Genomic DNA, 19,880 nt, shown 5'->3' with positions numbered 1-19,880 from the left:
TGCCCGGGACCGTTGGGCAGTGGTTCATCGGGGGATGAGGAGCAGGATTTGAGCGAGGAGCTCGAGGCGCGCGAGATCGCGGCGGAGCAGGCGTACGTCGACGAGGTCTACGTGCAGCTCGAGGCGTCGACCCGCAGCGCGCGGGCGTTGGCGGCCGAGGGCCACAGCCGGGGCAAGCTGGGGCACGAGGGCGGCCTCGTCGAGCGCGACGCGATGGTCTTCCAGGCTGCCAAGCGCATCGCCCAGCTCGACGCCGCCCACGAGGGGCTGGTGTTCGGCCGGCTCGACCTCCGCCCGGAGATCGACGCCCAGCCGCGCTACATCGGGCGCATCGGCGTGCGCAACGCCGACCGCGACGTCCTGCTGATCGACTGGCGCGCGCCCGCCGCCGGCGTGTTCTACCAGGCCACCGCCGCCACGCCGTCCGGCGTGGTGCGCCGACGGGTGCTGCGCTCGCAGCACCGCACCGTCATCGGCGTCGAGGACGAGCTGCTCGACGACGAGGCCGACACCGACCTGCCGATCGTCGGCGAGGGCGCCCTGATGGCCCAGCTCTCCCGCGCCCGCGACCGGTCGATGCACTCGATCGTCGCCACCATCCAGGCCGAGCAGGACAAGGCGATCCGCGCGCCCGGCAAGGGCGTCGTGTCGATCTCGGGCGGGCCCGGCACGGGCAAGACCGTCGTCGCCCTGCACCGTGCCGCCTTCCTGCTCTACTCCGACCGACGCCGCTACGAGGGCGGCGGCGTGCTCGTGGTCGGGCCGAGCGGGGTGTTCATGCGCTACATCGAGCGGGTGCTGCCGAGCCTCGGCGAGACCGCGGTCGCGCTGCGCTCGCTGGGCGAGGTCGTCGGCGGCATCCGCGCCACGCGCCACGACGAGCCGAGGGTCGCCGACGTCAAGGGCGCGACCCGGATGGCCGAGCTGCTGCGCCGCACCGCCCGCCAGCACGCCCCGGGCGCCCCGACCAGCTTCCGCATCTACTGGCGCGACGAGACGATCGTGCTCGACCCCGCCCTGCTGGGCCGGCTGCGCCGCCAGCTGATGTCGCAGGGCCGCCGCAACCGGCAGCTGCCACGGGTGGCCAGGACGCTCCTCGACGCGATGTGGCGCCAGGTGAGCGGCGAGCGCGGCCGCGAGCGCGGCCGACAGGCGTTCGACGACGACATGCTCGGCCACGCCGGCTTCGTGGAGTTCGCCTCCGCCTGGTGGCCCCCGCTCGACGCCCTCACGGTGTTCGGCTGGCTGCGCGAGCCCGACTTCCTGGCCCGCGTGGGCGAGGGCGTCATCTCGCGCGAGGAGCAGCGGCTGCTCGGCAAGTCGTGGGCGTCCGGCGACCTCTCGATCGAGGACGTCCCCCTGGTCGACGAGCTGCGCTACGCACTCGGCGACGTGCCGCAGCGCACCGACGACGAGCGCGACCTCGACGAGACCGGCCTGCTCGAGGGCGGGGTCGACCTCCAGGAGCTCACCACGGTCTCCGAGCGCGACTACGCCCCCGGCGGTCGTCCGTGGGCGGCGCCGACGCACCGGATCGAGGACGACGGCTACGCCCACGTCCTCATCGACGAGGCGCAGGACCTCACCCCGATGCAGTGGCGGATGGTCGGTCGGCGTGGCCGCTCCGCCAGCTGGACGATCGTGGGTGATCCGGCGCAGTCGTCGTGGCCCGACGCCCCCGAGGCCGCTGCGGCCCGTGCGGAGGCGCTGGAGGGCAAGGAGCTCCACGAGTTCCACCTGTCCACCAACTACCGCAACTCCGCGGAGATCTACGCCTTCGCCGCCGACTACGCCCGCCGCGTGGGTCTCGACGCCGACCTTCCCGACGCCGTCCGCCGCACGGGCGAGGAGCCGCGGGTCGTGGGTCCGGTCGACGACCTCGAGGCCGCGGTGCGCGAGGCGGTCACCACGATCGCCGACCGCGTCGAGGGCACCGTCGCCATCGTCGTGCCGGTCGCTCGGCGCTCGGAGGTCAACGCCTGGCTGGCGTCGTGGCCCGAGCTCGCCGACGACGCTGTCGGCGCCCGCGCCGCCGTCGACTCGAGCGTGACGCCCAGCGGCGAGGACCGCGTGGTCGTGCTCACCGGGCTCGACACCAAGGGCCTGGAGTTCGACGGCATCGTGGTGGTCTCGCCGCAGGAGATCGAGGACGAGTCGGCCACCGGCCGCGCCACCCTCTACGTCGTGCTCACCCGCGCCACCCAGCTGCTGACGACGGTCGGTTGAGGGCGTCGGGCAGGGTCCGGCGGCTAGCATCGCCCTTCACCGTCCGGACGCAGTCACGAGTGGGGAGGCCGATGTCTGTGAGCGCACGCCGCGACATCGCTTGGCGACCCGCCCGTCAGGCCGCGAGGGGGGTCGGCGCCGCGATGTCCGCCCTCGCCCTCGTGCTGGGAGCCGGTGCCGCGCAGGCCGCGCTGCCGCGCGGTGAGACCGTCGAGTCCGACCCGGCGCCCACGTGGGGCTGGGAGGAGGCGTTCGTCGAGCAGTTCGACGGACCTGCCGGCACCGCGCCCGCGCAGTGGCACAGCATGCTCGGCTCGAACGGCGCCATCCACAACGGGCTCGGCCAGCTCGCCGTCGGGCACCTGTCCCAGATCCGCACCAACGCCGGCTGGACCTTTCCCCTCGGCACCCAGGTGCGCGCCACCGTCAGCCTCCTCATGCCCGACACGGGCAGCAACTACGCCGCGTTCTGGATCCAGCACCCCAACGGCGTCGACCCGCGCGAGATCGACGTCATCGAGAGCTACGGGCCGCTCAAGACCACGGGCGTCCAGGTGGGCTCGCACCTCTGCTACGACGACACCGCCGACACCGCCGTCAACGCGTGCGCGGCGACCGGCCGGCCGGCCGAGCTGTGGCCCGTCACCGACGCCTTCGGCGCGGGGCCGAGGCCCTGGGACGCCTACTGGGAGTACGCCGCCGAGTTCACCGTCGGTGGCGACACGGTGGTCTACACGGCCTCCGACGGCCAGGGCCAGGAGGTCTACCGCGTGACATCGACGCCCGACGCGCGCCGGGTGCCCAACGGCATCGTGCCGCTCCACCTCCGGCTGTCCAACAAGGACGTCCTGCCCGAGCACGCCGTCCCCGGCGGCAGTCGGCAGGACATGCTCGTCGACTGGGTCCGCGTCGAGGTCCGGACGCCCTAGGCGACGGCCGGGATGAGACGTCCCGGGGGGCGTCCCCGGGCGCCCGTAGGGTGCTTCGCATGACCCAGACCCCCGCCGTCCGCGACCTCCTGGAGCAGATCCAGGGGCACGGCGCGTGGGCGGTCATCCGGCGCAAGGCCTCGCCGACGGTGGGACTGGTCGGCGGCACGCCCCACGAGGTCGCGAGCCTCCTCGACATCCCGCTCGAGACGGGAGCCCCGGAGCCGGGCCGCAGCGCCGACCGGCTGGTGGCGGTGCCGTTCCGGCAGGTGCGCGAGCGCGGCTTCGCCGCCATCGACGACGGCGCCCCGCTGACGGTCGTCGACCTCGAGGTCGAGCACGAGGTGCCGGTCGACGACCTGCTCGCGGCGCTCCCCGACGTGCCCGTCGAGTTCGCCGACCGCGGTGGCTTCGCCACGAGCGACGAGGACTACGCCGACGTCGTCGAGGCGATCATCCGCGACGAGATCGGGCAGGGCGAGGGCGCCAACCTCGTCATCGGCCGGCACTACCGCGCGGTCGTCGCCGACTGGGACGCCGACCGCGCGCTCACGGTGCTGCGGCGGCTGATGGAGCGCGAGCGCGGCGCCTACTGGACGTTCTGCTTCTTCACCGGCGAGCGCTTCCTCATCGGCGCCAGCCCCGAGCGGCACGTCTCGGTGCGCCAGGGCGACGTCCGGATGAACCCGATCTCCGGCACGTTCCGCGTCGCGGGCCACGGCGACGACCTCAAGGAGCGCCTCCTCGACTTCCTCGCCGACGAGAAGGAGGTCTTCGAGCTCTTCATGGTGGTCGACGAGGAGCTGAAGATGATGTGCGACGTCTGCCAGGAGGGTGGCCAGGTCCTCGGGCCGTTCCTCAAGCCGATGACGCACCTGATCCACACCGAGTACCTCCTCGCCGGCCGCTCCGACCGCGACCACCGCGAGATCCTGCGCGACACGATGTTCGCGGCCACGGTGACCGGTGCGCCGGTCGAGAACGCCTGCCGGCTGATCGCCGACTACGAGCCCGAGGGCCGCGGCTACTACGGCGCCGCGCTCGCGCTGTTCGGCCGCTCTCCCGAGGGCACGCCCACGATGGACAGCCCGATCCTGATCCGCACCGCCGACGTGTCGCCGGCGGGCGAGCTCAAGGTCACCGCGGGCGCCACGCTCGTGCGCGACTCCGACGCCGCCTACGAGGTGGCCGAGACCCGGGCCAAGGCCGGCGGCATCCTCAGCGCCTTCGGCCTCGTGCCGGCGGCGACCTCCGACGGCACCGACATCGCCGAGCTGGCACGCGACGAGGACGTCCTGCTGGCCCTCGGCACGCGCAACCAACGGCTCTCCCGCTTCTGGCTCACCGACCAGGCCGGCGAGCCGGCCGACCCCGGTCTGGCGGGCAAGGAGGCCGTGATCCTCCACGGCGAGGACGACTTCGTGAACATGCTGGTCCACGTGCTCGGGGTCTTCGGCATGACCTCGCGGGTGGTGCGGCACGAGGACTACGCGCCCGGGGCGTTCGCCGGCGCCGACCTGGTGATCGTCGGGCCCGGGCCGGGCGACCCGCGCGAGGGCGAGCACCCCAAGATCGCGTCGTTCCGCCGTGCGGTCGACGACCTCCTCGCCTCGCAGCAGCCGTTCCTCGCCGTGTGCCTGGGCCACCAGACGCTGTGCGAGCGGCTCGGCCTCGACCTCGGCTACAAGGACGTGGTCTTCCAGGGCACCCAGTCGCCGGTGCGGCTCGACGGGCGCACCGAGCGGGTCGGGTTCTACAACACGTTCGTCGGCCGCGTGCCCGACGGCGGCGCCCTGCCCGACGGCGTACGCGTCGAGGCCGACCCGGAGACCGGTGACGTGCACGCGATCGTCGGCCCGCACTACCGGGGCATCCAGTTCCACGCCGAGTCGATCCTCACCGAGAACGGCTATGACCTGCTGCACGCCGCGGTGCGCGACCTCCTCGCCCGGCACGACGGGTAAAGTCGACCAGACGTCTAGACATTCGTCCGGCGTGGCAGGCAACGAAACGCCTGCCGAGGACGTCACCCTTGGTGACCGACGTGGGACAGGCAGGGGGGGCAGTGGGGTACGTCAAGGGAGCATGGGCCGGCGTGTGCCTGCTCGCGCTGATGGCATGCGGCGCGGCGAGCGGCGGCACCACCGACGGCTCGCGCGGCCCGGACGGCGTGGCACCGCCGCGCGTGACCAGCGGCGCCGTGGCGGTCGCCGAGGCGGTGCCGGCGGCGGCGCGGGCCCAGCGGCCCAACATCGTCGTGGTGATGCTCGACGACTTCTCGATGGACCTCGTGCAGACGATGCGCTCGGTGCAGCGGATGCGCAAGGCCGGCGCGAGCTACCCGCACTCGTTCGTGACCGACTCGCTGTGCTGCGTGTCGCGCTCGAGCTTCTTCACCGGCCAGTACCCCCACCAGACCGGCGTCCTCACCAACACCTCCAACAAGGGCACCTCCCGCCTCGGCGGCTGGCCCGCCTACGACACCAACGGCAACCCCGAGCGCGCCTTCAACGTGCGACTCCAGGAGGCCGGCTACCACACCGGCTTCATCGGCAAGTTCCTCAACGAGTACGAGTGGTCGCCGGGCCGCGCGCTGCCGCCGGTCGTGCCGGGGTGGACGACGTTCAACGTGGTCTTCGGCTCGGCCTACGACGGCTGGGACTTCGCCAGCACGACCCTGGTCGACCAGCGGCTACAGCTCGTGCAGCACCCCGCGCCGCCGGCGAGCGCGAGCAGCACGGTCAAGGACAAGGCCTACGCCGGGGCGGTGATCGGCGACCTCGCGATGGACTTCGTGCGGGACAACGAGGCCTCCGACGCGCCCTACTTCCTCGAGGTGTCGCTCTACGCCCCGCACAACCGCACCAACCCCGAGGGCCACTACGCCGGCGACCCGCTCTTCCCGCCGATGTTCCGCGACCGCACCGGTCCGCGCAGCTGCGGGCGCGTGGCCTGCCACAAGCTGACCGCGGCCGACCTGCCCGGTCTCGGCGACCCGCGCAAGGACAACCGGCCGCGGCGGGCCGACGGCAAGCCCGCCCGGGCGTGGAACACCGCCCGGATGCTGCCGCGGTCGGCGGCGGTGCGCGACCTGCGCGACCGGGCGCGGATGGCGCAGTCCGCCGACCGGCTGCTGAAGAGGATCCTCGGCGCCGTCGGCCCCCACACCTACGTCGTGCTCACCTCCGACAACGGCTTCCACCTCGGCCAGAACGGCATGGGCCGCGGCAAGGGGACGCCGTACGACACCGACGTGCGGGTGCCGCTGCTCGTCACCGGCCCGGGCGTGGTGCCGGGCAAGCGCCGCGAGGTGACCAGCAACATCGACCTCGCGCCGACGTTCGAGGAGCTCGCCGGCCTGCCGCCGGCGCCGTTCCGCAGCGGGCAGTCGCTGGTGCCGACCCTGGCGCAGCCCACGCTGGTCCAGCAGTCCTACGCGTTCCTCGAGCACACCCAGCAGACGCTCACCGGCAACGACCCCGACGCCGCGTTCAGCGGCACCGAGCTCGACCGGATCCCCTCCTACACGGCCGTGCGGAGCCGCACCGGGCTGCTCGTGCGCTTCGACCTCGACCCGCGCCCGGCCACGACCACCTGGGGCTACGAGTACTACTCCTACAAGAAGGACGCCTACGAGCGGCGCAACGCCTTCGCCGGCAAGCGGAGGTCGCCCGAGGTCAAGGACCTGATGGCGAGGCTGACCGCCTTCGACGGCTGCCGCGAGGCGGGCGACCAACCGGTGTCCGAGGCCTGCCGGGCGCTGCGCCGCTGACGCGCGCGGCAGGCACTAGCCTCGCTGCGTGACGCCGGACGTGATCGTGGTCGACCACCACGACTCCTACACGTGGAACCTGGTGCACCTCCTCGCGCGGGTGAGCGGTGTCCTGCCGCGCGTGGTGCAGCACGACGAGGTGGCGCCCGGCGAGGTGCTGCGGCACTCGCACGTCGTGCTGTCCCCGGGGCCGGGCCATCCAGCCCAGCGCGCCGACTTCTCGGTCGGCACCGCGGTGCTGCGTGACGCCTCGCGCCCCGTGCTCGGCGTCTGCCTCGGCATGCAGGGGCTGGTCACGGCGTACGGCGGCACGGTGGGGCGGCTGGCCCCGGCGCACGGGGACGTCGCGGCCGTGCGGCACGACGGCGTGGGCGTCTTCGCCGGGCTGCCGCAGGGCTTCGCCGCGGTGCGCTACCACTCGCTGGGGGCGGTCGAGTTGCCCGAGGGGCTGGTGGCGACCGCGTGGAGCGAGGACGGCGTGGTGATGGGCGTACGCCACGAGGCCCTGCCCCTGGAGGGCGTGCAGTTCCACCCCGAGTCGGTGCTGTCGGCGCACGGCGAGGACATCGTGCGGAACTTCCTCCGATGAGCGACCCCGTCGCCTTCTTCCGCGAGGTCGCGGACGCGCACCGGCGCTGCTTCTGGCTCGACGGCGGCGGCGCGCGCGAGTGGTCGGGGCGCCGCTCCATCATCGGCTGGCTCGACGACGACGACGTGTCGCTCTCGTGGTCGGCGACCAGGCGCGAGGTGACCCTGCACTCCGCCGGCCGCGCCGAGGTCGTCGGCGACGACGTCTTCGCCGTCCTCGAGGAGCGCATCGCGCCGGGCGAGCAGTGGTTCGGCTACCTCGGCTACGCCTCCCGCACCGACCTGCCCGCCACCCCCGACCCCCTGCTCCCCGACGCCGTGTGGATGCGCCCCCGCTCGGTCCGGGTGTTCGACCACCCGCCGCCGGGGCCGTCGTCGTCGGAGTCCCCGCTCGAGCGGGGACTCCGACACCTGGAGGGGGTTGCCACCCCCTCCAAGTGTCAGACTCCCCCTCCAAGTCAGGGCCCGACGGCCGCTACGACCCCGGCCGCCACTCCGGCCACCCCACCCGCCCCGCCCACCGCGTACGCCGACGCGTACGCGCGCGTCCAGGAGCACCTGCACGCGGGCAACTCCTACGAGGTCAACCTCACCCACCGGATCTCCCGCACGTCCGACCTGGACCCCGTGTCGGCCTACCTCCGCCTGCGTCGGCTCAACCCCGCGCCCTACAGCGGCTTCCTCCAGCACGACGTCGCCGGCGCGCGGGCGTGGCTGCTGTCGAGCTCGCCGGAGAGGTATGCCCTCGTGGGCGCGGACCGGCACCTGGAGACCAAGCCGATCAAGGGCACCACCCCGCGCGGCGCCACGGCCGAGGAGGACGAGCACCACCGCGAGCGGCTGGCCCGCGACCCGAAGACGCGCGCGGAGAACCTGATGATCGTCGACCTGCTGCGCAACGACCTGTCCCAGGTCTGCGAGGTCGGGTCGGTCGAGGTGCCGGCGCTGATGCAGGTCGAGTCCTACGAGTCGGTGCACCAGCTGGTGTCGACGGTCCGCGGGCGCCTGCGCGACGACGTGTCGCCGGTCGCCGCGCTGCGGGCGCTCTTCCCGGCGGGCTCGATGACGGGCGCTCCCAAGCTGCGCACGATGCAGGTGATCGAGGAGGTCGAGTCGACCCCGCGCGGGGCGTACGCCGGCGCGTTCGGCTGGATCAGCGCTGACGGCCCGGCCGACCTCGGGGTCGTCATCCGGTCGCTGACGACCGACGGCGGCGGCACCTGGACGCTCGGCACCGGGGGAGCCATCACGGTGCGGTCCGACCTCGCGGAGGAGTGGGCGGAGGCGGGGTGGAAGGCCGAGCGGCTGCTGCGCGTCTTCGACGCCCCGCCTGCCTGAGCCCGACCCCGGGGGACGAGCGGCGAGTCAGGTGCGCGCCACTGAGACGCCGGGCACCCACAGCGAGAAGCGGGCACCGCCGCCGGGCGCCTCGGAGACCTGGATCTGGCCGCCGTGGCGGTCGACCACCTGTCGCACGATGGCCAGGCCGAGGCCGGAGCCGGGCATCGCGCGCGACTCCTCCGAGCGGTAGAAGCGCTCGAAGACGTGCGGCCGGTCGGCCTCCGCGACGCCGCTGCCCTGGTCGTCGACGGTGAGGACGCCGTCGATGAGCCGGACCGTCACGGTGCCGTCCGGAGGGCTCCACTTGGCGGCGTTGTCGAGCAGGTTGGTCACCGCGCGCTCCAGGCTGCTGGCGTCGCCGACGACGGGCCACGCCTCGAGGTCGACGTCGAACGACACGCCCTGGGCGCGACGGCGCACGCGGGTCACCGCGCGCTCCACGACCTCGGCGAGGTCGACCTCGGCGACCACCCGGGTGGTGGGCTCGTCGCGGGCGAGCTCGACGAGGTCGCCGACGAGCGCGCTCAGCTCCTCGATCTGGCCGCGGACGTCGTCGAGCAGCTCGAGGCGCGCCTCGGCGGGCAGCGCCGAGTTGCCCTCGGCCTGGCGCAGCAGGTCGAGGTTGGTGCGCAGCGACGTGAGCGGCGTACGCAGCTCGTGGCTCGCGTCGGCGACCAGCCGGCGCTGCCGGTCCCGCGAGGCGCCGAGCGCCAGCAGCATGTGGTTGAAGGCGGTGGAGAGGCGGGCGACCTCGTCGTCGCCCTCCACCGGCAGCGGGGTGAGGTCCTCGGTCATCGCGATCCGCTCGACCGCTGAGGTGAGCCGGCGCACCGGTCTGAGCCCGTTGCTCGCGACCAGCCAGCCCGCCAGCAGCGCCGCCAGCACGCCGAGCGCGCCGAAGACGAACAGCACCCCGCTGAGCTTCTCGAGCGTGCGGTCGTTGGGCGCGAGCGGCTGCGCCAGGATCAGCGCGGCGCCGTTGTTGGCCTGCACGGTCGCCACCCGGAACCGCTCGCCCTCGGTCGTGACGAGGGTGCGCACCGACGACTTGCGCTGTCCGGTCGCGACCTCGTACTCCGGGCGGCCGAGGGTGAAGTCGGGGACGTCGTCGCCGGTCACCGTGCGTCCCTCGGCGGTGACGAAGATGATCCGCACGTCGGCCGCGCCGAGCATCCAGGCGGGCGCGCCCGACGCGGTGATGTTGGACAGCGTCGTGAACGCGGTGGCCTTGTGCGCGCGGTTGAGCAGCGACTGGTCGAGCGAGCTCATCATCTGCTGGCGCATCACCACGAACGCGGTGAACGCCATCAGCGCGATCGACAGGCCCAGCGCGACGGTGGTCAGCACGGCCACCCGCGAGGCCAGCGACCTGCGGTAGTGCCAACGCCCGTCGGAGCGGGTGGTGCTCGCGCCTGGGGTGTTCATGCTTCCTTCAGGACGTAGCCGACGCCGCGCACGGTCTGGATCAGCCGTGGCTCGCCCGCCGCCTCGGTCTTGCGGCGCAGGTAGCCCACGTAGACCTCGAGCGAGTTGGCGCTGGTCGGGAAGTCGTAGCCCCAGACCTCCTCCAGGATGAACGAGCGGTCGAGCACCCGGCGCGGGCGGCGCATGAACATCTCGAGCAGGGTGAACTCGGTGCGGGTCAGCTCGATCGGGCGCCCGCCGCGCGAGACGTCGCGGCTGGCGACGTCCATGGTGAGGTCGGAGAACGTCAGCACCTCGCTCGCCCCGTCGCCGTCGGGCACCACGCGCCGCAGCAGCGCGCGCAGGCGTGCCAGCAGCTCCTCGAGCGCGAACGGCTTGGTGAGGTAGTCGTCGGCGCCGGCGTCGAGGCCCTCGACCCGGTCGCCCACCGCGTCGCGCGCGGTCAGCACCAGGATCGGCACGTCGTTGCCGGCGGCGCGCAGCGCGCGCGTCGTCTCGATGCCGTCGAGCCGCGGCATCATCACGTCGACGACCACCACGTCGGGCTGGTGCGACCCGACCGCCACGAGCCCCTCGGCGCCGTCGGCGGCGAGCACCACGTCGTAGCCGTTGAACTCCAGCGACCGGCGCAGCGAGTCGCGCACGGCGCGGTCGTCGTCGACGACCAGCACGCGGGGCCTGGACTCACTCACGTCGCAAGGATGCCACCGCCCCCTGAAGCCACGCTGAGGAGCGCGCGCGGGTCAGGCGTATCGGGCCGCGACCGCCCCGGCGCGGGCGCCGTAGCCGCCGCCGAACATGCACGCGTGCACGAGCAGCGGGAACAGCTGGTGGATCCCGAGCCGGTCCTCCCAGCCATCAGCCAGCGGACGCGCCTCGTCGTACGCCGCCATCACCCGCGGCAGGTGGGTGAGCCCGAAGAGGTGCAGCATGGCCAGGTCGAGCTCGCGGTGCCCGCCGTGGGCCGCCGGGTCGATGACGTGGATGGCGAGGTCCTGGCCCCACAGGCAGTTGCCGTTCCACAGGTCGCCGTGCAGCCGGGCGGGCTCCTCCTCCGGCAGCAGGCTGCTCAGCCGGCCGATCACCGCCTCGACGTTGGCGGCGTCGGTGTCGGTGATCGCCCCGCGGTCGCGGGCGAGCTTCAGGTAGGGCAGCACGCGGCGCACGGCGTAGAACTCCGCCCACGAGTCGGCGGTCCTGTTGGGCAGCGGGAGCCGGCCGATGAAGCCGTCGTGGTCGAGGCCCCAGCCGTCGGCGCCCGCGGCGTGCGTCACGGCGAGCTGCTGGCCGAACGTGACGGCCGCCTCGACCGGCGTCTTGGCGCTCTGCTCCACCCAGGCCAGCACCAGGCAGTCGGGCGCCGCGGCCAGCAGCTCGGGCACCGGCACCCCGCCCTCGACCTCGCCCAGCCACCGCAGGCCCGCGGCCTCTGCCTCGAAGAAGCCCTCGGGCGCGTGCGGCAGCGTCTTCATCAGCGCGGTCTGCCCGTTGGACAGTCGCAGCCGCGTCGCGGTGGCGATGTCGCCGCCCGCCACGGGCGAGGTCGCGACCACGGCCGTGCCGAGGAGCTCCTCGGCACGCCTGGCGACCAGCGGCTGGCGAGCCATCAGGCCCTGCCCCCGCCCGCCGGGTCGCTCCTCTGGTCGCTCGTCTGGTCGGGGTCGAGGGCTCGGGGGAGGGCCGCCACGATCGCATCGCTCGTGCGCTCGACCATCGCCAGCACCTCCTCGAACCCGTCGTCACCACCGTAGTACGGGTCCGGGACCTCACCACCCGGATCGACCGGATCGAAGTCGCGGAACAGGCCCACGCGGTCGGTGCGCCCACCCACGTCGGCCAGGTTGGCCTCGTCCATGACGAGCACGAGGTCGTACGCCTCGGGCCAGGTGGCGTCGTACTGCCGGGCGCGGTGCCGGCTGGCGTCGTAGCCCGCCGCCGTCAGCGTGGCCGCGGCGCGCGGGTCCATCGGGTGGCCGACGTGCCAGTCGCCGGTGCCCGAGGAGGCCACCTCCACCCGGTCGTCGAGCCCGGCGTCGGCCAGCCGGGCCTCGAGCACGACGTGGGCGGTGGGCGAGCGGCAGATGTTGCCCAGGCAGACGAGGGCGATCCGGTAGCGACCGGGACGGCGGGCGGGCGGGAGTGCGGGCACCCGCATCAGTCCAGCGCCGGCAGCGCGGCCCGCACGCCCCAGCCGACGACCGTCACGATGACCGAGCCGACCAGCGCGCTCCAGAAGCCGTCGACGTGGAAGCCGAGGTCGAAGGCGCCGGCGAGCCTGGCGGTGAGCATGAGCATCAGCGCGTTGATCACGAGCAGCAGGAAGCCCAGCGTCAGGATGATGAACGGCAGCGAGAGCAGCTTGACGACGGGCTCCACGAACGTCGAGACGAGGCCGAGGATCACGGCCACGAGGAGCAGCGGCAGGATCTTCTCCTGCAGCTGGGCCTGGCCGCTGTCGGGTCCGTCGAACCAGATTCCCTTCAGCATCCAGGCGGCGACGGCCAGCCCGGCGGCGTAGGTGAGCAACCACGTCACGAAGCGCATGCCGACGACCCTAGCCAACCCGTGTGGGCCGGGGAGGGCCTCCGTCCCCGTTACCCTCGCCGTCGTGGTGACCATCGGAGGGGTGGGCGTGATGGCGCTCGGCGCGCTGGCCGCCGCGGTCGTCGCCCTCCTCGTCGCCCTCGCGGTCCGTCCGCTGCTGGGCACCGCGTCGGCGGTGTCGTTCGCCGGGCTGTCCTGGTCGCTGGTGGTGATCGCCCTGGTCACCCTCGTGCCGACCCGACCGGACGTGGGGATCGTGCCGGCGGAGGGCCGCAGCGAGGCGTGCTCGTGGGACTACGGCGGGCCCTCGGGGGCGGCGTTCGAGGTGTTCGGCCTCGACCAGCGCACCCTCAACGTGCTGCTCTTCGTGCCCGCCGCGGTGTTCCTCGTGCTGGCGGTCTGCCGCTGGTGGGCAGGTCTCGTGCTCGCACCGCTCGGTCTGGCCGGCCTGGCCGCCTACAGCCTCGTCATCGAGATGGTCCAGCTGCAGCTCGCCCGCCTCGACCGGGCCTGCGACGTGACCGACATCGTCGACAACGTGCTGGGAGCCGGCATCGGCTTCGTGGTCGGTGTGGTGCTCCTCCCGGTGGTGCGGCCCTGGCGGGGCCGCCGCCGACCGGAGCCGAGGCCGGCTCACTAGGGTGCGGGGCATGCCCTCCACCCCCGCCGACACCCCCGCCGAGTCCCCCCGGCCGCGGCCCAACGTGCTCGCGATCCCCACCTACGTCGCCGGCAAGCCGCCCGTCGCGCGGGCCGGGCTGGCGTCCTACAAGCTCTCGTCCAACGAGAACCCCTACCCGCCGCTGCCCGGCGTGCTGGACGCGGCGACCGAGGCCGCCGCGCAGATGCACCGCTATCCCGACATGGGCAGCACGGCGCTCTATGCGGCGCTCGGCGAGGCGATGGGCGTCCCGGTCGAGGACCTGGCCGTGGCGACGGGATCGGTGGCGCTGATCTACCAGCTCGTCCACACGTTCTGCGAGCCCGGCGACGAGGTCGTCTACGCCTGGCGCTCCTTCGAGGCCTACCCGATCGCCGTCACCGCCGGCGGCGCCACGAGCGTGCAGGTGCCGGTGACCGCGGACGGTCGCCACGACCTCGACGCGATGGCCGCCGCGATCACCGACCGCACCAGGTTCGTGCTGGTCTGCACGCCCAACAACCCCACCGGCCCGGCGGTCACGCAGACCGAGCTGGACGCGTTCATCGCGAAGGTCCCGGCGCACGTCGTCGTGGTGGTCGACGAGGCCTACCTCGAGTTCGTGCGGATGGACGACCCGGTCGACGGCCTCGCGACCTACCGCCGACACGACAACGTGGTGCTGACCCGCACCTTCTCCAAGGCCTATGGGCTGGCCGGCTTCCGGGTCGGGTACGCCGTCGCTCCCGCACCGCTGGCGGGCGCCCTGCGCGCGGTGTCGCTGCCGTTCGGCGTCAGCCACGTCGCCCAGGCCGCCGCCATCGCGTCCCTGGAGGCGCAGGCCGAGCTGCTCGAGCGCGTCGACGACCTCGTGGCCCGACGCGCCGACCTCGTGACGCGGCTGCGCGAGGTGGGCTGGGAGCTCCCCGACGCCCAGGGCAACTTCGTCTGGCTCCCGCTGGGCGAGCGGGCGCTCGACTTCGCCGCGGCCTGCGGCGAGCAGGGGATCTCGGTGCGTCCCTTCGCCGGCGACGGCGTGCGCGTGAGCATCGGCGAGCAGGAGGGCCTCGACCGCGTCGTCGAGGTCGCCGCCCGCTTCGCGCCCGCCTGAGCGACCCGTGGACGCGCGGACCTCGCTCGCCCCGTCCCGCCCCGTTCAGGCGTGGGGTGGCGGAGGGGTGCCGGGCAGGGTCCGCGCGCCTGCGTCCGGGGTCCGGTCCATGCCCCGGAAGGACGGCACCCGCGTCGGTGCCATCGTGGTCAGGGCGTAGACCGCGCCGGCGACCAGCAGGGCGGGGGAGATGCCGAGCCCCGCGACCGCGAGGCCGCCCAGCACGCCGCCCAGGGGCATCAGCGACCAGCAGATCGCGGTGTTGAGCGACGACACCCGTCCCAGCAGGGGTGCCGGGATCCGCTCGAGGATCACTGCTCCGAGGATCGGGTTGAGGCAGCCCGACGCCACGCCGGCGACGGCCGTGACGGCGAAGACCAGCCACAGCGGCGACTCCAGCGCCAGCACGACGTAGCGCGGGGCACCGGCGACGAGGAACGCGATGACGTACGTCCGGTAGCGCGGCAGCGTCTCGCCCCAGCGTGCCGCGGCGAGTGCGCCCAGCACCGAGGCACCGCTCATCACCGCGAAGAGCGTGCCGAGCACCGCCACCCCCGCCCCGGACTCCTTCGCCCAGACGGGCGCGAGGACCGCCGCGTAGGCCTGGTCGACGAGGTTGGTGACCGCGACCATCGCGCAGATGGCGATCAGCACCGGCTCGGTGCGCAGGAAGTCCCAGCCCTGCCGCAGCGCCCGGCCGTAGGACGTGGCGTCGGCCTCGGCGTCGGCGGCCACAGGCCGGCCGAGACCCGAGGTGGCGACGGCGAAGACGACGAAGGAGACCAGGAAGGACGCGGCGTCGACGTAGAGCGCGTCGGCGGCGCCGACGCTCGCGACGAGCAGTCCCGCCAGCGCCGCGCCGGCCATGGTGGAGGTGCGCTCGACCGCGCTCGCGAGCCCGGCCACCCGCTCCAGGGACCAGCCGGCGACGCGGGCGATCTCGGGGCTCATCGCCGCCTTGCCCGCATCGCCCGGGCCGCGCAGCGCGCCCGCGACCGCGACCAGGGCCAGGAGCGTCGGGAAGCCGAGCAGCCCGAGCCCGTGCAGCAGGGGGATCGCGGCCACCACGACGGCGGACAGCAGGTCGCACGCCAGGGTCACGCGGCGCGGGCCCACCCGATCGAGCAGCGGTCCGCCCAGTGCCTTGAAGAGGACCAGTGGCGTGATCTCGGCGGCGGCGACCAGACCGGTCTGCGTGGCGGAGCCCGTCGTCGAGAGCACGAACCAGGGGATCGCGATCATCGAGATGCGCGTGCCGACGAACGAGATCCCCTCCGCCGCGAGCCAACCGACGAGCGGCGTACGACGGGTGGTCGGCGCGGTCACGACCCGCCCCACCGCTGCCCGGGCCGCGGGAAGGCGTTGAGGTTGACCACGAACGCCGCGGCGTCGTCGCCGTCGGACTCGTCGGTCTCCTCGATGAGGGAGGTGAGCGACTGCACGAGCCGCTGCGCCTGCGCCGGGGTCAGGCTCAGCTCCCAGTCGCTCAGCGTGCCGATGTGCCGCCACTGCGGCGGGAGGGCGGCCATCTCGGCGATCGCAGCCCGCATGCGGTCGGCGTAGAGCAGTGCCACGGTGGTGAGGTAGGCCTCGACGTCGCTGTCGACGACGCCCTCCGCGCGCAACTCCGTGCGGGTGCTGTCGTGGGCCGCTCGCCACCAGCGGTCGCGGCCGTTGCCGCGCTCGGCGTCCTCCTCGATGAACCCGTGCCGCGCGAGCTGGCGCAGGTGGTAGGACGTGGCTCCGGTGTTGAGGTCCAGGCGCCGCGCCAGCGTCGTCGCCGTGGCGGGCCCGTCGCTGCGCAGCAGACCGAGCATCCGCAGGCGTAGGGGGTGGCTCAGGGCCCGGAGCCCCGCGATGTCGGGCGAGATGGAGGACGACACCGATGCACCGTAAACTGCCAACGACCCTTTGCAAAGGGTTGTTGGGGGGTTGGTGCGAGTTATGGTTGAAGAATGAACGACACGGCGACCTACACGACCAAGGGCAAGCCCTTCGAGCGGGACATGTCCTACCTCCCGGACCGCGTGCTGGCCGGCGAGCGGTCCGCCGATCCACTCGACGACACGTTCCCCAGCGGGTCGAAGGACAGCCCGCGCGACGTCCCGGTCTGGAAGGCCGAGCCCGGCCGCTACCGGCTCATCGCCGCCCGGGCGTGCCCCTGGGCGCACCGCTCGATCATCGTCCGCTCGCTCCTGGGCCTGGAGGACGCCATCTCGTGGGGGGCTCCCGGTCCCACGCACGACGCGCGCAGCTGGACGTTCGACCTCGACGAGGGCGGGCGCGACCCGGTCCTCGGCATCGAGCGCCTGCAGGAGGCCTACTTCGCCCGTGAGCCCGACTACCCCCGCGGCATCACGGTGCCGGCCATCGTCGAGGTCGAGTCGGGCAAGGTCGTCACCAACGACTTCCCGCAGATCACCCACGACCTGTCCTTCGAGTGGCGCGAGCACCAGCGCGCCGACGCCCCCGACCTGTGGCCCGCGGACGTCCGCGAGGAGATGGAGTCGGTGATGAGGCGCGTCTTCACCGAGGTCAACAACGGCGTCTACCGGTGTGGCTTCGCCGGCTCGCAGGAGGCGTACGACGACGCGTACGACCGGCTGTTCACCGCGCTCGACTGGCTCGAGGACCGGCTGGCCGAGCGCCGCTACCTGATGGGCGACGCCATCACCGAGGCCGACGTGCGGCTGTTCACCACCCTGGTGCGCTTCGACGCCGTCTACCACGGGCACTTCAAGTGCAACCGCAACAAGCTCACCGAGATGCCCCACCTGTGGGGCTACGCCCGCGACCTCTTCCAGACGCCCGGGTTCGGCGACGAGGTCGACTTCGACCAGATCAAGAAGCACTACTACGTGGTGCACACCGACATCAACCCGACGCAGATCGTGCCGGTCGGGCCCGACGAGTCGGGCTGGCTGACCCCGCACGGCCGCGGCTGACGGGCGCCTCCGACTTCGGTAGGCGCGGTCTGGTCCGGTCACCGGCGCCGGCTCCTCCGGTGACGGACCCGATTGGTGCTGTCCGGGCCCCGGCCGATACGTTGAGCCCCACCATGTGGTCGGGGTCACACACGCCCGCGACCACACTGTGAGCGTCGGCGTCCGGCGATCCCGAGACCGCCGCTGCCCGATTGTGAGGAGAGTGCGTTGTCCGATCCTGTGAGCTTCGGCCCCGACCTTGCGGAGGTCTTCGGACCGTCCCAGTCCGACGGTGGCGCCGACCTCGTCCAGCTGCTCACGCCCGAGGGCGAGCGCGTGCACCACCCCGAGTTCGACCACGACTTCTCCGCCGAGGAGCTGCGCGGGCTCTACCGCGACATGGTGCTGACCCGGCGCATCGACGTCGAGGCCACCGCGCTCCAGCGCCACGGCGAGCTCGGCATCTGGGCCCAGCTGCTCGGCCAGGAGGCCGCGCAGATCGGCGCCGGCCGCGCGCTGCGTCCCCAGGACTACGTCTTCCCGACCTACCGCGAGCACGGCGTGGCCTACTGCCGCGGCGTCGACCCGCTGCGGCTGCTCGGGCTGTTCCGCGGCGTCGACCAGGGCGGCTGGGACCCCAACGAGAACAACTTCGGCCTCTACACGATCGTCATCGGCGCGCAGACCCTCCACGCCACCGGCTACGCGATGGGCATGCAGCGCGACGGCGTCGTCGGCACCGGTGACCCCGAGCGCGACGCGGCGGTGATCGCCCACTTCGGCGACGGTGCGTCCTCCCAGGGCGACGTCAACGAGGCGTTCATCTTCGCCGCCTCCTACAACGCCCCCGTGGTGTTCTTCTGCCAGAACAACCAGTGGGCCATCTCCGAGCCGATCGAGCGCCAGACGCGCATCCCGCTCTACCAGCGCGCGCTGGGCTTCGGCTTCCCGGGCATCCGCGTCGACGGCAACGACGTGCTGGCGACGTACGCCGTCACCAAGGCCGCGCTGCAGCGGGCCCGCGAGGGCAACGGCCCGTCGTTCGTCGAGGCCTACACCTACCGGATGGGCGCGCACACCACCACCGACGACCCGACCCGCTACCGCCTCAACGACGAGCTCGAGCACTGGAAGCTCAAGGACCCGATCGAGCGGCTCAAGGTCTACCTGCGCCGCAACGGCCTGGTCGACCAGCAGTTCTTCGACGACCTCGACGCCGAGGCCAAGGAGCTGGGCCACCACCTCCGCGAGGGCTGCAAGGCGCTGCCCGACCCCAAGCCGCTCGACCAGTTCGACTACGTCTTCGCCGAGATGACCGACGAGATCGCCGCCCAGCGCGACCAGTTCGCCGCCTACCTCGCGTCGTTCGAGGGCTCTGCCGTAGGAGGGCACTCATGAGCACACAGAAGATCACCCTCGCCAAGGGCCTCAACATGGGCCTGCGCAAGGCGATGGAGGACGACGACAAGGTCCTGCTCATGGGCGAGGACGTCGGCAAGCTCGGCGGCGTCTTCCGCATCACCGACGGCCTGCAGAAGGACTTCGGCGAGGACCGCGTCATCGACAGCCCGCTCGCGGAGTCCGGCATCGTCGGCACCGCGGTCGGCATGGCGCTGCGCGGCTACCGCCCGGTCGTCGAGATCCAGTTCGACGGGTTCGTCTACCCCGCCTACGACCAGATCGTGTGCCAGGTCGCGAAGTACACCTACCGCTCGCAGGGCAAGGTGCGGATGCCGATCGTCATCCGCATCCCGTTCGGCGGCGGCATCGGTGCGGTCGAGCACCACTCCGAGAGCCCGGAGGCGCAGTTCGCGCACACGCCCGGGCTCAAGGTCGTCGCCTGCTCCAACCCGGTCGACGGCTACTGGATGATCCAGCAGGCCATCGCCCACGACGACCCGGTGATCTTCCTCGAGCCCAAGCGGCAGTACCACGCCGACAAGGCCGAGCTCGACGAGTCCGCGACCCCCGAGCCGCTGTTCACCTCCCGCGTCGTCCGCGCCGGGTCGGACGCGACGGTGCTGGCCTACGGCCCGACGGTGAAGACCGCGCTCAAGTGCGCCGAGGCCGCCGCGTCCGAGGGCCGCAGCCTCGAGGTGATCGACCTGCGCACGCTCTCGCCGCTCGACATGGGCCCGGTCTACGAGTCCGTACGCCGCACCGGCCGGTGCGTGGTCACCCACGAGGCCCACGTCAACCTCGGCATGGGTGCCGAGCTCGCGGCCCGGGTCACCGAGGAGTGCTTCTACTCCCTCGAGGCCCCGGTGCTCCGCGTCGGCGCGTTCGACATGCCCTACCCGCCCTCGCGGATCGAGGAGGAGTACCTCCCCGACCTCGACCGCGTGCTCGACGCCGTCGACCGCACCTTCGCGTACTGAGA

The 19,880-nt window shown here is 73.0% G+C and carries 18 protein-coding genes; 11 read left to right on the top strand and 7 right to left on the bottom strand.

Going from position 1 to position 19,880, the window contains the following annotated elements:
- Positions 1 to 48 precede the first annotated feature (48 nt).
- The 6 genes from AC54T2_RS03160 (at position 49) to AC54T2_RS03135 (ending at position 8,853) form a co-directional block, all read left to right on the top strand.
- Positions 49 to 2,226: a HelD family protein gene (locus AC54T2_RS03160; RefSeq protein WP_496665500.1), complete on the top strand. Its 2,178-nt coding sequence runs from the start codon at positions 49 to 51 to the stop codon at positions 2,224 to 2,226.
- 143 nt (positions 2,227 to 2,369) lie between these two features.
- The gene (locus tag AC54T2_RS03155; RefSeq protein ID WP_186339472.1) at positions 2,370 to 3,155 is read left to right on the top strand and encodes a hypothetical protein; all 786 of its coding nucleotides are present in this window, start codon (positions 2,370 to 2,372) and stop codon (positions 3,153 to 3,155) included.
- Positions 3,156 to 3,214: 59 nt separating this feature from the next.
- The gene (locus tag AC54T2_RS03150; protein ID WP_489976276.1) at positions 3,215 to 5,119 is read left to right on the top strand and encodes a chorismate-binding protein; all 1,905 of its coding nucleotides are present in this window, start codon (positions 3,215 to 3,217) and stop codon (positions 5,117 to 5,119) included.
- Between the two features lie 101 nt (positions 5,120 to 5,220).
- Entirely contained in the window at positions 5,221 to 6,927 is a 1,707-nt protein-coding gene (locus tag AC54T2_RS03145) for a sulfatase-like hydrolase/transferase (protein WP_496665499.1), read from the top strand.
- Between the two features lie 28 nt (positions 6,928 to 6,955).
- Entirely contained in the window at positions 6,956 to 7,516 is a 561-nt protein-coding gene (locus AC54T2_RS03140; RefSeq protein WP_496665498.1) for an anthranilate synthase component II, read from the top strand.
- On the top strand, positions 7,513 to 8,853 hold the full coding sequence (locus AC54T2_RS03135) for an anthranilate synthase component I family protein (protein WP_496665497.1): 1,341 nt from the start codon (positions 7,513 to 7,515) through the stop codon (positions 8,851 to 8,853). Before AC54T2_RS03140 ends, AC54T2_RS03135 begins: the two co-directional genes overlap by 4 nt.
- Positions 8,854 to 8,880: 27 nt before the next feature.
- Here AC54T2_RS03135 and AC54T2_RS03130 read toward each other — a convergent pair whose 3' ends face one another.
- Genes AC54T2_RS03130 through AC54T2_RS03110 form a run of 5 tightly spaced genes read right to left on the bottom strand, consistent with a single transcriptional unit; the run spans position 8,881 to position 12,825 of the window.
- Entirely contained in the window at positions 8,881 to 10,281 is a 1,401-nt protein-coding gene (locus AC54T2_RS03130; RefSeq protein ID WP_496665496.1) for a HAMP domain-containing sensor histidine kinase, read from the bottom strand.
- Positions 10,278 to 10,973: a response regulator transcription factor gene (locus AC54T2_RS03125; protein ID WP_496665495.1), complete on the bottom strand. Its 696-nt coding sequence runs from the start codon at positions 10,971 to 10,973 to the stop codon at positions 10,278 to 10,280. Before AC54T2_RS03125 ends, AC54T2_RS03130 begins: the two co-directional genes overlap by 4 nt.
- Before the next feature lie 51 nt (positions 10,974 to 11,024).
- On the bottom strand, positions 11,025 to 11,888 hold the full coding sequence (locus tag AC54T2_RS03120; RefSeq protein WP_489976272.1) for a fructosamine kinase family protein: 864 nt from the start codon (positions 11,886 to 11,888) through the stop codon (positions 11,025 to 11,027).
- Positions 11,888 to 12,436: a low molecular weight protein-tyrosine-phosphatase gene (locus AC54T2_RS03115; protein ID WP_186339464.1), complete on the bottom strand. Its 549-nt coding sequence runs from the start codon at positions 12,434 to 12,436 to the stop codon at positions 11,888 to 11,890. Before AC54T2_RS03115 ends, AC54T2_RS03120 begins: the two co-directional genes overlap by 1 nt.
- Positions 12,436 to 12,825 carry a phage holin family protein gene (locus tag AC54T2_RS03110; protein ID WP_489976271.1) on the bottom strand — a complete coding sequence of 130 codons (390 nt, stop codon included), beginning with the start codon at positions 12,823 to 12,825 and terminating at the stop codon, positions 12,436 to 12,438. Before AC54T2_RS03110 ends, AC54T2_RS03115 begins: the two co-directional genes overlap by 1 nt.
- Positions 12,826 to 12,889: 64 nt before the next feature.
- On the opposite strand from AC54T2_RS03110, the gene AC54T2_RS03105 reads away from it, so the two are divergent.
- A complete protein-coding gene (locus AC54T2_RS03105) occupies positions 12,890 to 13,465 on the top strand; it encodes a VanZ family protein (RefSeq protein WP_186339462.1) in 576 nt (191 codons plus the stop codon).
- Between the two features lie 10 nt (positions 13,466 to 13,475).
- Complete coding sequence (gene hisC / locus AC54T2_RS03100; RefSeq protein WP_496665494.1) at positions 13,476 to 14,576, top strand: histidinol-phosphate transaminase; 1,101 nt, start codon at positions 13,476 to 13,478, stop codon at positions 14,574 to 14,576.
- A 45-nt stretch (positions 14,577 to 14,621) separates the two neighbouring features.
- Here the strand turns inward: hisC and AC54T2_RS03095 are convergent, their stop codons facing one another.
- Together AC54T2_RS03095 and AC54T2_RS03090 are read right to left on the bottom strand one after the other, a co-directional pair.
- Positions 14,622 to 15,902 (bottom strand): MFS transporter, encoded by a 1,281-nt coding sequence (locus AC54T2_RS03095; protein ID WP_496665493.1) that lies wholly within the window; start codon positions 15,900 to 15,902, stop codon positions 14,622 to 14,624.
- Positions 15,899 to 16,459, bottom strand: a complete 561-nt coding sequence (locus AC54T2_RS03090) for a helix-turn-helix domain-containing protein (RefSeq protein ID WP_496665492.1) — start codon at positions 16,457 to 16,459, stop codon at positions 15,899 to 15,901. Before AC54T2_RS03090 ends, AC54T2_RS03095 begins: the two co-directional genes overlap by 4 nt.
- 72 nt (positions 16,460 to 16,531) lie before the next feature.
- Between AC54T2_RS03090 and AC54T2_RS03085 the strand changes: the two genes are divergently transcribed.
- The 3 genes from AC54T2_RS03085 (at position 16,532) to AC54T2_RS03075 (ending at position 19,878) form a co-directional block, all read left to right on the top strand.
- A complete protein-coding gene (locus AC54T2_RS03085) occupies positions 16,532 to 17,521 on the top strand; it encodes a glutathione S-transferase family protein (RefSeq protein WP_496665491.1) in 990 nt (329 codons plus the stop codon).
- Positions 17,522 to 17,728: 207 nt separating this feature from the next.
- Positions 17,729 to 18,898 carry a pyruvate dehydrogenase (acetyl-transferring) E1 component subunit alpha gene (gene pdhA, locus AC54T2_RS03080; protein WP_186339458.1) on the top strand — a complete coding sequence of 390 codons (1,170 nt, stop codon included), beginning with the start codon at positions 17,729 to 17,731 and terminating at the stop codon, positions 18,896 to 18,898.
- Positions 18,895 to 19,878, top strand: coding sequence for an alpha-ketoacid dehydrogenase subunit beta (locus AC54T2_RS03075; RefSeq protein ID WP_186339457.1), 984 nt, complete (start codon positions 18,895 to 18,897; stop codon positions 19,876 to 19,878). Before pdhA ends, AC54T2_RS03075 begins: the two co-directional genes overlap by 4 nt.
- The last annotated feature ends 2 nt before the right edge of the window (positions 19,879 to 19,880 follow it).

The sequence above is a fragment of the Nocardioides sp. Z35_8 genome, assembly GCF_059621125.1.
Note: the sequence above shows the minus strand (reverse complement) of the source record. Positions and strands in the feature narration are given on the sequence as shown.